Below are 14,608 nucleotides of genomic sequence, written 5' to 3' on the forward strand. Positions count from 1 at the left end.
GCGCTATGGAATACCTAGTATTTCGTCTTTACGGTGCCATGGCTTCCTGGGGGGAAGTGGCTGTGGGGGAATCCCGCCACAGCGCACACCACCCGGGTAAATCCGCTATTGCGGGACTATTTGGTGCGGCACTGGGGATACCCCGGGAGCGAGAGGACTTACACCAGAACCTGGCCCGGCAATATCGCCAGGCGGTAAAGGTGCTGAATGTGGGGACTTTGCTGAAGGATTTCCACACGGTGCAGGTCCCAGATTCCGCTGGCAAGCGCCGCTACCATACGCGCCGGGATGAGCTGGTTGTAGGGAAAGCGCGTCTGGGAACCCTGTTATCCCGCAGGGAGTATCTGGTGGATGCGCAGGCGATAGTGGCCCTGAGATCCTGTGAAGAGGCTAACTGGACTCTGGCGGAATTGTGTGAAGCCCTGGCCCGGCCAAAGTATCACCTCTACCTGGGGCGAAAAGCATTTCCACTTTCAGCCCCCACTGCCGCACGGGTGATCGGTGCGGATAATTTCCGCAGCGCCCTGGATCATTATGAATCCCCGGAGTTGCTGGATTACCAACCGGAATGGGCCCGGCAGGAGCGCTGGTTGCCCACTGAAGAGAGTTGTCGTTACTACTGGGAGGGTAGCTTGGATGATTTCTCTGCGGAAGATGGAGTGTTTTCAGCAGGATCTGTACAGCGGCTTAGCCGTCTCGATCAGCCCTTATCTCGCAAGCGCTGGCAGTTCCAGCCGCGTATTGAAAATCTCTGGCAGTCATAAGGGAGCGGCTATGTATTTATCCAGAGTTCAACTATCTCCCTCGCTGGCGGTGCAGAAGCAGCTGGCACGGTTGCTCAGCGAAAACAGCTACGGTATTCATCAAATCTTGTGGGATCTTTTTGATGGTGATGAGCGTTTTTTATTTCGTGAGGAATCCTCGCGGGAACAGCTGCTTAGCAAACGCAATCTACCGGTGTATTACCTGCTGTCTAAAGTCCGGCCTGCGCAGGACAATCCGATATTTTTGGTAGAGACTAAAATCTTCGAGCCCCGCTTAAACCCCGGCGATCGGCTGGCCTTCCGCCTGCGGGCGAACCCTACAGTGGCGCGTAAAACTGAAGGGCAAAAGCGCGGCAAGCGGCACGATGTGCTGATGGATGCCCAATACCATTGGTTGAGGGAGCAGTGCGAATTGCATGGTTTACCTGTTGAAGGTGGCAAAGGGCAGCTGAAGCAGAGCTTGGTGCAGGAAAAGCCGGAGCAGTTTGACCAGGGGCAGATTGAAACCCGGTTACAGGATATCAGCCAAACTGCCGCCCGCAGCTGGTTAATTCACCGGGGGACGCGCCTCGGATTTGATATTTACCCACCAAAGCTTCACTGCAATGGGTATCGTTGGAATTTGTTACATAAAAAGCAGCGCGGTGCTGGTTTCAGTTCTGTGGATTACCGGGGAGAGCTTTTGGTTACTGAACCCGAATTATTTATAAAAAATATTTTTGCGGGTATGGGGCCGGCCAAAGCATTTGGTTGTGGATTGATGTTAATCCGCCGAATCTGATTGGGATAAATAGAGTTGTTATACAACTGGAAGTGTTTGAGAGCGAGGGCTGGGATTCAAAAGTATCGGCAACGATACTGAGACTTTAGAGGATAGCAAATAGGCAGATTTAGAGAGTTCCCCGCATCAGCGGAGATAAATCGACCGGTGAGATGATGGTCAAACCAGCTTCATACTGTTCCCCGTATATACGGGGCTAAACCGGAGGGTATCCTGTTATACACTCCTTTCCGAATAGGTTCTCCGCATAAGCGGAGTTGCACCGGTAATTGCGCAATAAGGCGATCTTAACCGAGGCTGTTCCCCGCCCAGGCGGGGTTAAACCGTGGAAAATCGTCAAAGCTGCACGGTAATGATTCGTGCTATTCCCCGCTGCTGCGGGGGTAAACCGAGTGTGGGGTTGGGTTGTGCCGACACCTGAGTTTGTTCCCCCGCTGGGCGGGGCTGGACCGTAGCCGATAGCGCACGGACATTAGTTCTGAAAATGTTTCCCCGAAGGCTCGGGGATGTAATGAGGGTGTGCTATGATCGCGCTCCATTTGCGCGACTGTTCCCTGTTTGTACAGGGGTAAACCGGATAAGGCATGGCCTTTGTGCTCTGCGCAAGGTGTTCCCTGAATACTCGGGGATAAACCGACGATGGAGAAGTTGTCGGAGTGCATCCTAGTTGTTCCCCGCTCTCGCGGGGCTGCACAACGACTTTTCCCTTCTTCTTTTTCCTGTAGATTTCGCAATCGAAAGCCCCGCAGTGTATTACCGGGGGCTTCTGAATTTTGGCTGAAATTATTGGATGATTACGCCAGTATTACTCTCGCCGCCGATCTGGAAGTTAAAAGCGCGGCCATTAGAACCTGTCTGAGTAATTTCCTTGGTGTGATTGTTACCAATTTGCAGGCTAAAGGCTGAGTTGGAGTCACCGCTCTGGGTGATGGTGATGTTATTACTATCGCCAAACTGGCGGGAGCTTATTGAAAGAGACTCACCAGCCTGTTCGAACGTTGCTCGGTTATCGAAACCCAATTGACGGGTGAATATATCTACCTCTGTTCCAGCCTGCTCGATATTGGCAACATTCTGCAACCCGGTTTGTTCATTGCTCGCGCTGATCAGGAAGCCGCCTTGATTAATAACAACCACATTATCAATCAGGAACTGTTCGCTGTTCATGGAGTTGAATTCGGCACCCAGCTGGGAACCCGTAATCTGGTTGGTGGTACCGGTCTGGCGTATATCGATACTGCTACTCAGTGCAGATTGTTCTAAAGCCGCGTTGTTGCCCCCACCATTTTGGCGCAACTCAAGGGTATTAAAGGCACCGGTTTGGGTAATCGAGGTGATATTGGCATCGCCGAGCCTTTGGATAATCAGAAGGTCATTGAACAGACTGTCTACTTGGGTCGCAAAGGCGAAGTGGCGATTGTTTGTTTGCCGTAAGGTCATACTGCTGCTGACACTGGCAAATTGTGCGAGCCCGCCATAGATATCGCTGCCATCCTGCAGTATGTCCAAGGTGCCATCGATTGTGGCAACCAGGCTGGCGGTGGCGAAGTCGTCCCGATCAAACTGGAAGATTAAAACGGAACTGCCTATATTGCCTGCGGTTTCCTCTACCACGGCACTTTGCCGTTCGCCGTCCTGGAATACAAAAATGCTGCCGTTAGCACTGGCTTCTTGGCGACCAATAAAAAAGTGACTGTCTCCATCCTGGATATTGGTAATGGTATTACCGCTGCCAAAGCGCTGTTCGATAGTGGAAGCATTGGAGGTACCGAGTTGCAGAATAGATACCTGGCTGTCGAGAGAGAGTTCTTGGGTGATCTCGGAAGTATTTTGCGATCCGATTTGTGTATTGGTTGCGCTTAGAGAAGCACCACCGGATTGAGATATCGTGGTCTCGTTTTGACTGCCGATCTGGGAACTCTGAATACTACTGTTAATAACACCGCCACTTTGAGTGGCGGTAGCGGTATTAGTATCACCTATTTGGCGTTTGATAATAGTATTGCCGAAACCCGCTTCAGTTTGATCGGAATTTGCTGAGTTACCTGAACCGATTTGTTCCAAGTCAGTAGAGTTGGTGCCCAGCGCATTGCCGCTAAAGGCAACCAGTGCGAGTGTCGCAATACTGGCGCATAATTTCATGAGTAACTCCTTTACTACAAAACTTCCAAGGAGCCCATTCGGGGCTGCTAATGAACATCGCCCACTCGTACTTCACAAGTAGACATCAAAAACTACGAGCCGAATACATCAGTATGGGATCTTAGCTACTGCTAGCCGTCTATCTAAGCGCCAAATTAACCCTATGGGATAAACGGATGCCAGGTAGCTTTTACTTTCAGTAGCTATTTCCCGCCGAATAGAAAAATTATTGCTGGCATCGAAGGGGTAGGATATGAGAAATAAGTATTGAAAATGTAGGAAGAAAGTCCCAGGGATGTGACTGGGAAATGGCGGCGATAACTGCCTTTCATTCTCTCGGGAATTATCGTGGGGACTTTCGACACTCGCGGTCCACGCGTTTTAATAAAGTGGGGATACGGTGGTCTCCATGCATCTTTTTCACCAAGTTTTTGGCTTCCGGCAAAGGGAGACCGAGGCTGCTGATATACAGCGGTTTTACACTTTTTCCCCGCAGCAGCTCCGCCTCAACAGGGGTGTCCTTAAACGGTTTCTTGGCGACACCGATGATGGGAACTTCCTGCTGGAGAGTGGAGTAGAGATGGGCACCCAGACCCGGTTTTTGTTCCCCTCCGAGAAATACATAACCATCGATAACAATCAGTTCTGCTTCTATCTTGTGCTCCTCGATTAGGGTGAGGATACAGGGGAGTTCTCTCTTGTAGAAAGCACCGGGCTCATAGGCCAGGGTACTCTCTATTTTACTGAGATAGAGTTGCTCGGGCTCAGGAGCTGACCAATTCTCAAAGCCGACCCCGGCTACCATTGCTCCGGGGTCCCGGTAATCTACATCTACCGCCAAAATCATATTGGGAGCCTTTTTACCATTGAGTCTCAGGATACTTCCAGTTTTGCCTGCTTTAACAGCTGCTTATGAGTCGCTTTGTAGTGCTTGCCCAGTGTTTTGGATTTATCAAGGATTTCATTGAACAAGACATTGGCCTTTTCCACCTGGGATTGATCTTTCAAGAATAAGGCAAAGTAAAAAGTCGCCTCTGGTCCGCTGTAGTATTGGTACAGCGTTTCATACTCGTGGTAAGCCTCTTTGACTTGCTTCAATGCCGCTAGCGTACGAGCGTAAAGTAAGTGAGCATCCTGATTTTTAAAATCGGGGTTCTTTTCGATTAATTGGTCCAGTGTTTCCTTGGCCAGTTCAAACAGATTGAGAGCAAACTGACAGCGTGCCAACCCAAACATCAGCTCAGGATCATCCTGATGAATCCCCTGAAGGCACTTTTCATAGAGAGTTTTTGCCTCGTGATAAAGGCCGCGCTTCACGCATTCATCGGCCATGCGCATAGAGTTTTCCACATTATTGGAACGGGACAATTCTTGCGCAGCCTGATCGATATCCCGATTGGGATTTAGAGTTTCCCGCACCGTCCTGCGTGCATTTTTAGCACTGCGTGACTGGTTTAATTCCGGCAGGATTTCCAGGACCAGGTAAGCAATAACTCCGGCCATGGGCAGCATCACCAGAACCCAAATCCAAGTGGTGTTGCGCCCGGTTTTGAGCACGTGAATTACAAAAGCTGCCTGAATAAGGATGGATAGAATAAGAAACGGCATAGGGATTACTCTTCTTATTTTCGCTACTAACTTTTCGTGGGCAAGGTTAACCGAGTTCGCTTAGAACACAAGAGCTGTGGATCACGGAGTTGTGCACCGGGGTACCACTCTGTATTGAGTGCACAGTTGTCGCAATATACTACTGGGCCATGGGAATAAGCCGTCTAAGATTTCTGGGGATAAAAATGACCAGTGCCCTAGACACTTGGAGCTATGGCGCATAGGGAGGTGAGCCAATGGCTCAATTGTCGCGACGGGAATTTTGTTTTACCACTTGGGCATTGGGGGCGGCCTTGCTAACAGGGGTGTCGACATCCAAAGCTGCCCAGGCACAGAAGGGGCGCCGTCAGGCTTTACCGATTCCCCCGGAGTTACGTGCAGATGGGCAAGGCCGGATTAAATTGGCAGCGCGCCCGGGCAAGCAGTCTTTCCTACCGGGGGTGACTACACGTACTTATGGGTTCAATGGTCCGTTTTTAGGTCCGGCGATACGGGTGCGCAAGGGCGAGAAAGTAACCGTCAGCGTGGTCAATCATCTGCCGCAAAATGTAACTGCGCATTGGCATGGACTAATCGTACCCGGCAATGCCGATGGTGGCCCCTATATGCCATTGAAACCTGGAGAAACCTGGACCGTAGATTGGAACATAATTCAGCCCGCCGCCACCTTGTGGTTTCATCCCCACCTCTACCCGACAACCGCCGAGTTGGTACTCAAAGGCTTGGCGGGATTGATTATTATCGATGATGAAGAAGGCGATGCACTGCCGATACCTTCGCGGTGGGGTGTGGATGACATTCCGTTAGTGATTCAGGATCGCCGCTTTACCGATGATGGTCAGTTCTTCCATCGCTTTAACGAAGTGACGGTTGCGGCGGGCTACTGTGGTGATCGCATACTGGTTAATGGCGCTATTAATCCGGTGGTCAGGCCACCTAAAGGCTGGGTACGCTTTCGTATTTTGGATGGCTCCAACGGACGGAACTATCGGCTTGCCACCAGTGACAAGCGACCACTCTACGTGATCGCCAGCGATGGCGGTTTTCTCTCGGAACCAGTGAAAGTAGATGTACTGCCTATTGCTGCAGGAGAGCGCTACGAAGTCATGATCGATACCCGCGATGGCAAGCCTTTCGACTTCCAAACACTGCCAGTGCCCCAGCCAATAATGCGCCTGCCGCCATTTGATCAGGCTCACAGTTTTCTCAGTGTGGTGCCTGGAACATCCGAGGGGAAAGGACAGTTGCCGGAGAGCCTGGTATCCCTGCCGACAATTCCCCAAAACCTGCCACCAATCAGTCAGAAGCTGGTGATGCAAATGAACCGACAGAAGCAGGCGCAAGCAGTGATTGGTGCAACGGGGCTGCCGCAGATGGTTGCCGGAGGTACGACCAACCCCGATGTGGTGGCCAAGGTATTGAAGCTAATTACTGAGGGGCCGGCATTGCCGTTAAAAGAGCAATTAACTGCGAATGCGATTAATGGGGTTTCCTTTGCATTTACCGAGCCCGGGTTTAAGGTTGCGAGGAATAAGGACCTGCGCTGGGAGATCTCTGAAGGACAGGACAGAATGCTACACCCGGTACATATCCATGGCTGCCAGTTTCGGGTCACGAAATACAATAATGCAGAACCGCCACTCTATATGCGTGGCTGGAAAGATACGATGCCCATATCCGATGGCGGCAAAGCGGAAATATTTGTTCGTTTCCCGCTGCCGGCGATGCCGGATATGCCCTATATGGTGCACTGTCATGTTTTGGAGCACGAGGACTCGGGAATGATGACAGAGTTTAGTGTCTCCTGACTTTATTCGCTGCTATTCTGTCAGCGTCGCTTCTGTTTCCTGTCTTCCTTATGCTGTAACTTGGTAGCTTTCCTGATCAGGTTTTGGAAGTTGGGGCACTCCAGCTGATTGACCTCGGGACAGTTGGCCACATGGCGTAGCCCATCGCGCATAGCTTCGAGTCGGCGGATATTCTTTTCCAGATCGTCGGCCCTGGCGAGGAGCTGCTCCCTGTCGATAGCGGGGTTGCCATTAGAGGAAAACATCTCGCCAATTTCATCCAGGGAAAAACCGGCGTAGCGGCCAAGGGAGATAAGGGATAACTGTTCTATCACTGTGGCTTTAAAAATTCGGGTAATTCCCCGACGACCACATGACTTTATCAGGCCTTTTTCCTCATAATACCGAAGTGTGGAAGAGGGGAGTCCCGACAGTTTGGAGACTTCGCGTATATCCAGTTCTTCCCTGTTATTCATCGCTTATTGACCTCAAGCTCACTTGAAGTTGTATGCTAGTTTCACGCGTCATTACTGGCAAGTCAAAGTTCAGCTTATGCACACCGCGAAAAGTTATTCCGAAGACCCAATTTCCCAAGAGGCTGCTCAGGTTTCCAAAAGGGGAGTCCTGGTCACCTTGTGTTTGGCGACCTTGCTCGCAGCCTTGGGAGTCAGCGCCATTAATATGGCACTGCCTGTATTAATTGAAAGTCTAGGGGCTTCTTTTAGTAATACTCAGTGGATTACCGTGGCCTACATGATGTGTATGACTGCGACCCTACCCATTGCCGGCAGTCTCAGTGACAAGCTGGGTCGCAGAAAATTGTTTTTAAGCGGCGGATTGATATTCACCTTATCGACATTACTTTGTGCGCTGTCTTTTAATGTATGGACCCTGGTTTTCTTCCGTGCGATACAAGGGGTCGGTGCAGCGATGTTTGTGGCTGTATCTATGGCTATTGCCAGCGACGTTTTCGATAAAAGTGAAACGGGAAAGATAATTGGATTACTGGGTAGCCTGTCTGCGGTTGGGACTGGCATGGGCCCCATTGTGGGTGGCCTGATTGTTGAAAACCTGAATTGGCAGGCTATCTTTTGGCTGGTAGTGCCGGTGGGATTGGGGGTGTTTTTCCTCGCATATCGAACTCTGCCGGAAAATAAAGTCGGCGAAGTTGTCGATGGCAGAAGTCGATTCAAACGCTACCTGGCCGCGGCATTCCTGTTCTTTAGCATTGTTTTTTATACCCTGGCGATTAAACCATTGGGAGAGGGATATTCCGCAGTCAATGGAATTGCTATTGCTTTATCGGTGATATTTGGTGTGGGGTTGTTTTATGTCAGGCAGAAAGTACAACCCCTGCGTGAAGGATTTACGGAACCTTCAGGGAAGCAGACATTCTTGGCGAATGTGGCAGGAAACTTTTTGGTGGCTTCATCGGTAATGAGTAGCCTGATTGTAGGGCCTTTTTATTTGACCCTGGCACTGGATCTGGACCTTTTTATCGCAGGGCTGGTGATGACAACCGGATCATTTATGGTGGCTGCTTGTTCAAATCTTGCCGGTCGAGCCGTGGATCGATTCAATAGTCGAGGTATCGTATTACTGGGTCTGGTAATTTTACTTTGTGGAGCCATGGGAATGGGGCTGCTCAGGGTGGAGCAGGGCTTGGTAGGCTATCTGATTTTTTCCGTTACTATGGCAATGGGTTACGGAACCTACCTGTCGACAGTTAATACCATGACCATGAATAGCGCCCGGGCCGAAGTTCGTGGGCGTATTTCCGGGTTTCTCAGCCTTTCACGAGGATTGGGTTTATTGACCGGAGCTTCAGTGATGAGTGTGATTTTTGTAGGGCTTGTACCCAGCCAGCCCCTGCAAGACATGAGCCCTTCGCAGATAGCGGATGGTCTCAATGCCGTTTATCGCCTGGCATCAGTGTTCTTGTTAACCGCATTAACAATACAGGTGGTGTCTATTCTTGCCAGCAAGCTTGCTTCCAAAGCGCAAAATTAAAGATTACCTCCAGAGCTATAAAGTAAACCCATTAGCGAGTGCTTCGTTTTAGTGAGCACTCGTAGGTATTAATAGCTGCTGGAGCTATTAATACCCAGTCTACTCCCTGATTTATTCCTATTTTCCAGTTCAGCGCTTTTACACTTCACCCACTACCTCAATAGCTAAAAATTCAGGCATAGATCTGGTTGACTTAAAGCTGGCTTCAAGTTGTATCTTGAATTTGTGGATTCGCAGTAATTTTCAACAAAATATCGAGAGAGCTTTAGGAGGACCAATCAGTGACGAATTCTTTGAGACAGTGCGTTGAAGCACTTAAAGCGAATTGGCAGGGACTTGATACTTCATCAATTGTGAGATGTCGAGAAGCGCTGGGAAAATTGGCGGCATCAAATTCTAATGAGGCATGGTTGGCTGATCTACACAGTCGCCAAGAACCCAGTGTAGAGTTATACCGGGATGAAGGTAAGGGTTTTATCTTGCTGGCTCATGTGGAGCCTCGTGGGCTCTATCGTCCACCACATAATCATGGCAATGGCTGGGTATTTTACGCGGTGCAACATGGTGATGTGGAGATGTCTACCTATGGTTTGCTCAATCAAGACGGCGGTGAACAACTGGTGAGCCGGGGCTGCTATCAAATGAAGCCCGGTGACTGTAGTGCATTCTTACCAGGAGATATTCACGATACTCGTTGCCTTTCCGAGTATGTGTTGATGTTTAGATTGACCAGCTGTGACTTTAGCGAGGAAAAGCGTGAGGGACGTCTTAGGGTGTTTGCATCTTAAGCAAGAGTTTAACAATTGCCCGCTGGCCAGTTGCTAACGGGCAATTATCGATTGGACAGTTCCTAAGGAGCCTCTGAATAACTCCGTAATGCCTCTGCGGGTCTTGAAGGCTGCAGATGTTAGGCGCAGCTCGCCGCGAATGGCTCTAGTCCTTTGTAAGAGCTGCAACGCAGCAGCTGTGGCCTTCAAGGCCCGCCCTTCGGGGCTTGCAGAGCGATTCACACTCCGCGTTGCGACTTCTTGAAAGGTCTAGACATTCCTGCAAAGCCGCGCCTTGATTGTGAACCGCTCTGCAAGCCAGAGGTAACACGGAGTTATTCAGAGGCTCCCTAAGCCCAGTACAATCAAAACTCTCGATTAAAAATCGTAATCTCTATTATTGGGATATCATCCCGATATTGCCATTGCCCACTTGACTGGCTGATATATTTCCATTGACTTCACTCTGTGAAATATCAATAAAATTATCCAGCCCATTCTGTTGAGATAAGGCGAAACTCGAAGTACCCTCCTGAAATGCAACAGCCTCATTAAACATACCTTCCTGTGTGGTGGTGATGCTCATGAGTTCACCTTCTTGTCGAGAGGAAGAGATATTGTCTGATCCGATCTGACTTGTTTGGGCGTAGCTGTTTTCATTGAATATTTGCCAGAGAATGGCATTGTTACCATCACCTAATTGGGTGAGTTCACTAATAAGGGACTCGCCAAAGTTCTGCAAGCTGGTCGCCTCATTTCCTATTCCGTTTTGTGTCACGGTAGAGGTATAGAAGGTACCGCGTAGTTGAATTAGGGCACCATCATTCAAGGTTCCTGTTTGGAGAAGTGAGCCTGAGTGGAAGTCACCACTTGTGGCGCGAACAAACCCCATATTACTTTGTCCAGATTGGAACAAGTAGCCTGTATTGCCAATGGAGTCACTTTGGAAGAGTCTACCGTTATTCAATAGCCCCTCCTGATAGATTTCCCCATTAGTCGTAGTGGTAAGTATCTGGGTACTGAGTGCGGTCTGATTATCACCCAATTGCACAATTTGCACCGTGGTTGAAGTGCTTTCTTCTTGGCTGGCGATGGCGCTGTTACTGTCTCCAGTTTGCATTTGAAGTATGTAGCCCAAGGATGAATTCACAGATTGCATCGCTTCGGCAGAGTTGGAGCTACCCGTTTGCCTTTGTTCTATTAAGTTATTTTCAATGGTTGAGTCGGCTTGCTCGGCTGTTGCCAGATTGCTATCGCCGTATTGCTCTACAGTGGCAGTACTTGTGTCCGCGTGGCTAAGAGTACCTAACAACAGAATTGTGGATGAAAAAAGGATAGGGTAAGGCTTCACAAAGATCTCCCTTTGTTGAACTAATTTGAGTTCTTTCCTGCTTGGGGCACGGGGTGCTAGCCAAAGGATAAGTGACTGTCAGTTACGGCTTATTACTGCTGATATTGCCGATCTAAAGTGTCGCCATGGAGTGAGGGAAATACTATGGGCCAGAAGTACTTTTATTTTGAGAGAAAAGTCACTGACGAAAGAAACATGAATTGTGAAAAACTGCATTTATCAGTGGTGGTTCCTGGTTAGATTGGGAACTTTTTCTCACTTAGACGATGTAAAGCGCCATGAGCTTTTCTATCGGTGTTTGTTGGCTAGGTAATTATCCTTATACTTTGCCCCTGTATTGTTATTGGTAAATTTTTTCTCTTTTATGGTTTTATGTAGATTTAAAAGCCTATAATTTCCGCTTTTTACGTGACTTTGATCTTGAAATTAGACATTTGCTCACTGGCGCACGCGACCTGTGTCGATGTGGTCACGAAATATTCTGTTTAAATCTGGAACCATTCCGTTTGCTATTTATCGAAACTGCTGAGTACGTATGGGGCTATTTGAACAGCGTACAGAAATAAAGTAAGTGTTTGTGATAATTATTAAAGGTGCAGGGGCAGTTGCACCCAGTTGAGTAAATAAAGACGGGGAAGGGAAGTGGGCTCCTTTCAATTTAGAGCATCCTGGCAGTGTATAAATATTTATGCCAAGAATGTCTGCTCTATTTATTAATGCCTTCCGTTATACGTTATTCACACAAGCTCTCGATCTCTATTTTTGCAAATAATACCTGGCAGTTTGGTATTTGCCTCATCGCGTAAAACTTTAAATAGAACCCTAAAAACGACAATTGGAGATTCTATGAGCCATATTTTTATTCGCACAGCCATAGCATCGGCGCTGATGCTGGGCGCTCAAGGTTTGAGTGCGGCACAACCCGCCGACGACTACCTTGCGGGGCAGAGTTATTCCGGTGGCAGCCAGGTTTGCTACGGAGGAAACTTATATAAAGCTCAATGGTGGGCAACAGCTTCTCAAATTCCCTCGGATGCCCTGACAGCAGAAAACCGCTGGGACTCCCCCTGGATTTTGGAGGAGTCAGGTGCGTGCGATACCAGTGGTGGCGATGACTCCAATTCCGGTGATGGTGATAACACCGATTCTGATGATGATACTGATACCGGAAATAACGGTGATACGGATTCTGGTAACAATGATGATACAGATTCCGGCAGCGGTGGTGGCACTGGTGGTTCCGATGATTCCGATACTTATATTTCCGGTCAAAACTATCGCAAAGGCGAAGAAGTTTGTTACGACGGCGACTTATTTGTTGCCCAGTGGTGGGCTAATGGTGACGACCACCCCACCGATGCATTAACGGCTGAAAATACCTGGGGTTCCCCTTGGCTTCTTAAGGAAGCGGATGGTTGCTCCAGTGATGGCGGCTCCGATGATGACACCGGCACCGGTGGCAATGATGGCGGCAGTGATAACGACAATAACGACAACAGTGACGATGGCAACGATAATTCTGACAGCACTCCCATTACGATCAGTGCCTCAGTGTCGCAGACACAAATTACCGGTGGTGGCACTGTAACACTTGATGCCAGTGCCTCCGGTGGCGACGGCAACTTATCTTACAGCTGGGCCCAATTATCCCCGGCCTCTCCTGAAGCAGATATTGCTTCTGCGACCAGCGCATCCACCACTGTTACCCTACCATCAAGCACTTTTGATGTGAGCTATGTCTTTAGCCTAATCGTCAGTGATGGTGACACTACTGAAGAAGCACAGATAACCGTGCAAAACCTCGCGGTGGACGATACCGATGAAGACGACGATGATGATAATACCGATGGTTCTGAAAGCTCAGTAACCGCAAATATCTCGGCCTCAAGTATCAATGTAGGCTGTAGTGGAACGGTTAATCTGGATGGCTCAGGCAGTACCGGCGGCAGCGATATCTCTTACATTTGGAGCCAAACCAGTGGCCCTGTTGTAAAGATGACCAACTATACCGGCAGCGCTACCTCAGTGACCCTGTCTGAGGTATATAGCGATGTAACCTACACCTTCCAGCTGACGGCCTCTGACTCCACTCAAGCCAGTGATGTGGACGAGGTCTCCATTAGCCAGGATGGCTGTGCCGCAGCCGATGGCTATGTGATGGGCATCAGCGAACTGGAAGCTGCGGAAGAGTCTATTACCAGTAGCGATTCCCTGCTTCAGGAAGTAAAGGATACAGTCGAAACCCGGGACAACGCCGTGGTTGAGGCAGTACAACCTGGCCGCAGTGCAAACCCTGAAAATGTCCTCCGCGTTGAGAGTATCCTGTCTGAAGAAGACTGGGATTACCTTTTCGCCCTCAGAGCGGAAGAGTACACCTACACCAATTTCCTCCGAGCCGTAGCCAAGTTCCCAGCTTTCTGTGGTGACTATACCGATGGCCGCGATGCCGAGGCGATCTGTCGCAAGTCGATGGCTGTCATGTTTGCACACTACGCCCAGGAAACCGGTGCCCACGCAACAGGCTGGGAAGTGCCGGAATGGCGCCAGGGCCTGTATTGGTTGCGGGAAATTGGCTGGACAGAAGATACTTCCGGTGGCTACGGCGCCTGTGATGCCAGCAGCAGCTGGGCAGCTGAAGCATGGCCCTGTGCGATCAATAGTGATGGTGGTTACAAGAGTTACTTCGGCCGCGGCGCTAAACAGCTGAGCTGGAACTATAACTACGGACCCTTCTCCCAGGCGATGTACGGTGATATTTACACCCTGCTGGAAGCACCGGAGTTGGTAGCGGATACCTGGTTGAACCTGGCAAGCTCCATCTTCTTCTTCGTCTATCCACAGCCACCCAAGCCAAGCATATTGCATGTAATCGATGGCACCTGGGAACCGAACAGTGTGGATCTGGCCAATAACCTGACTTCTGGATTCGGCGTTACCACCAATATTATTAATGGGGCGATAGAATGCAGTTCTGGTACTGAAGACTACCGCTCACAGTATCGTATCGAGTACTACCAGAGTACGGCGGAATACTTCGGTGTAGAAATTCCGGCAGATGAAGAACTCGGTTGTGCCAATATGGGGCAGTTCCAGACTGGTGGTGCAGCATCCCTGGATATTTACTGGGATAAAGATTGGGGGTGGTCTGCGGATACCCCAAATAATGAGAGCTACGCATGTCAGTTGGTGAATTACCAGACTGCCTACTCAGCACTGAATGAGGGCGACTATGCCAAGTGTGTTGAGGGCAACTTTGATATGACCATCGATTACCAAGATTAAAAACCAGGGGGCTGAATAGCCCCCACCCAAACCGTTTCAGTGACCTGGTTCTCCCCCGCAGCCAGGTCACTTTTTTATTAGTACCAGAGTTAATACTGCCCCTGTTTGAAGCCTCT

At 49.6% G+C, this 14,608-nt stretch carries 11 protein-coding genes; 6 read left to right on the plus strand and 5 right to left on the minus strand.

The features are described from left to right. Positions 1–5 precede the first annotated feature (5 nt). Both cas5e and cas6e read left to right on the plus strand, forming a co-directional pair. Positions 6–764, plus strand: a complete 759-nt coding sequence (cas5e, locus tag ACYX4J_RS03140) for a type I-E CRISPR-associated protein Cas5/CasD (RefSeq protein ID WP_476177883.1) — start codon at positions 6–8, stop codon at positions 762–764. 10 nt (positions 765–774) lie between these two features. Continuing rightward, positions 775–1,545, plus strand: a complete 771-nt coding sequence (gene cas6e / locus ACYX4J_RS03145) for a type I-E CRISPR-associated protein Cas6/Cse3/CasE (protein WP_476177884.1) — start codon at positions 775–777, stop codon at positions 1,543–1,545. A 783-nt stretch (positions 1,546–2,328) separates the two neighbouring features. Here the strand turns inward: cas6e and ACYX4J_RS03150 are convergent. The 3 genes from ACYX4J_RS03150 to ACYX4J_RS03160 form a co-directional block, all read right to left on the minus strand. Further along, entirely contained in the window at positions 2,329–3,687 is a 1,359-nt protein-coding gene (locus ACYX4J_RS03150) for a hypothetical protein (RefSeq protein WP_476177885.1), read from the minus strand. Positions 3,688–4,030: 343 nt separating this feature from the next. Continuing rightward, on the minus strand, positions 4,031–4,534 hold the full coding sequence (locus tag ACYX4J_RS03155) for an endonuclease V (protein WP_476177886.1): 504 nt from the start codon (positions 4,532–4,534) through the stop codon (positions 4,031–4,033). Between the two features lie 26 nt (positions 4,535–4,560). After that, a complete protein-coding gene (locus ACYX4J_RS03160) occupies positions 4,561–5,295 on the minus strand; it encodes a tetratricopeptide repeat protein (protein WP_476177887.1) in 735 nt (244 codons plus the stop codon). A 236-nt stretch (positions 5,296–5,531) separates the two neighbouring features. Here ACYX4J_RS03160 and cueO point away from each other — a divergent pair, with 236 nt between their 5' ends. After that, positions 5,532–7,103: a multicopper oxidase CueO gene (cueO, locus tag ACYX4J_RS03165; RefSeq protein WP_476177888.1), complete on the plus strand. Its 1,572-nt coding sequence runs from the start codon at positions 5,532–5,534 to the stop codon at positions 7,101–7,103. A gap of 20 nt (positions 7,104–7,123) precedes the next feature. Here the strand turns inward: cueO and ACYX4J_RS03170 are convergent, their stop codons facing one another. Beyond that, positions 7,124–7,558 (minus strand): helix-turn-helix domain-containing protein, encoded by a 435-nt coding sequence (locus ACYX4J_RS03170; protein WP_282931385.1) that lies wholly within the window; start codon positions 7,556–7,558, stop codon positions 7,124–7,126. A gap of 28 nt (positions 7,559–7,586) precedes the next feature. Here ACYX4J_RS03170 and ACYX4J_RS03175 point away from each other — a divergent pair, with 28 nt between their 5' ends. Beyond that, positions 7,587–9,092, plus strand: a complete 1,506-nt coding sequence (locus tag ACYX4J_RS03175; RefSeq protein ID WP_476178642.1) for an MFS transporter — start codon at positions 7,587–7,589, stop codon at positions 9,090–9,092. Positions 9,093–9,373: 281 nt separating this feature from the next. Then, entirely contained in the window at positions 9,374–9,880 is a 507-nt protein-coding gene (locus ACYX4J_RS03180) for a hypothetical protein (RefSeq protein WP_476177889.1), read from the plus strand. A 376-nt stretch (positions 9,881–10,256) separates the two neighbouring features. Here ACYX4J_RS03180 and ACYX4J_RS03185 read toward each other — a convergent pair whose 3' ends face one another. Continuing rightward, positions 10,257–11,210: a hypothetical protein gene (locus ACYX4J_RS03185; protein WP_413663205.1), complete on the minus strand. Its 954-nt coding sequence runs from the start codon at positions 11,208–11,210 to the stop codon at positions 10,257–10,259. An 846-nt stretch (positions 11,211–12,056) separates the two neighbouring features. On the opposite strand from ACYX4J_RS03185, the gene ACYX4J_RS03190 reads away from it, so the two are divergent. Then, entirely contained in the window at positions 12,057–14,492 is a 2,436-nt protein-coding gene (locus ACYX4J_RS03190) for a glycoside hydrolase family 19 protein (protein ID WP_476177890.1), read from the plus strand. Positions 14,493–14,608: the final 116 nt, after the last annotated feature.

The organism is Microbulbifer sp. ABM4_008 (assembly GCF_056311705.1).

Coding starts and splice junctions, on each gene's coding strand:
- cas5e (WP_476177883.1), top strand. CDS start 6: ATGGAATACCTAGTATTTCGTCTTTACGGTGCCATGGCTTCCTGGGGG.
- cas6e (WP_476177884.1), top strand. CDS start 775: ATGTATTTATCCAGAGTTCAACTATCTCCCTCGCTGGCGGTGCAGAAG.
- ACYX4J_RS03150 (WP_476177885.1), bottom strand. CDS start 3,687: ATGAAATTATGCGCCAGTATTGCGACACTCGCACTGGTTGCCTTTAGC.
- ACYX4J_RS03155 (WP_476177886.1), bottom strand. CDS start 4,534: ATGATTTTGGCGGTAGATGTAGATTACCGGGACCCCGGAGCAATGGTA.
- ACYX4J_RS03160 (WP_476177887.1), bottom strand. CDS start 5,295: ATGCCGTTTCTTATTCTATCCATCCTTATTCAGGCAGCTTTTGTAATT.
- cueO (WP_476177888.1), top strand. CDS start 5,532: ATGGCTCAATTGTCGCGACGGGAATTTTGTTTTACCACTTGGGCATTG.
- ACYX4J_RS03170 (WP_282931385.1), bottom strand. CDS start 7,558: ATGAATAACAGGGAAGAACTGGATATACGCGAAGTCTCCAAACTGTCG.
- ACYX4J_RS03190 (WP_476177890.1), top strand. CDS start 12,057: ATGAGCCATATTTTTATTCGCACAGCCATAGCATCGGCGCTGATGCTG.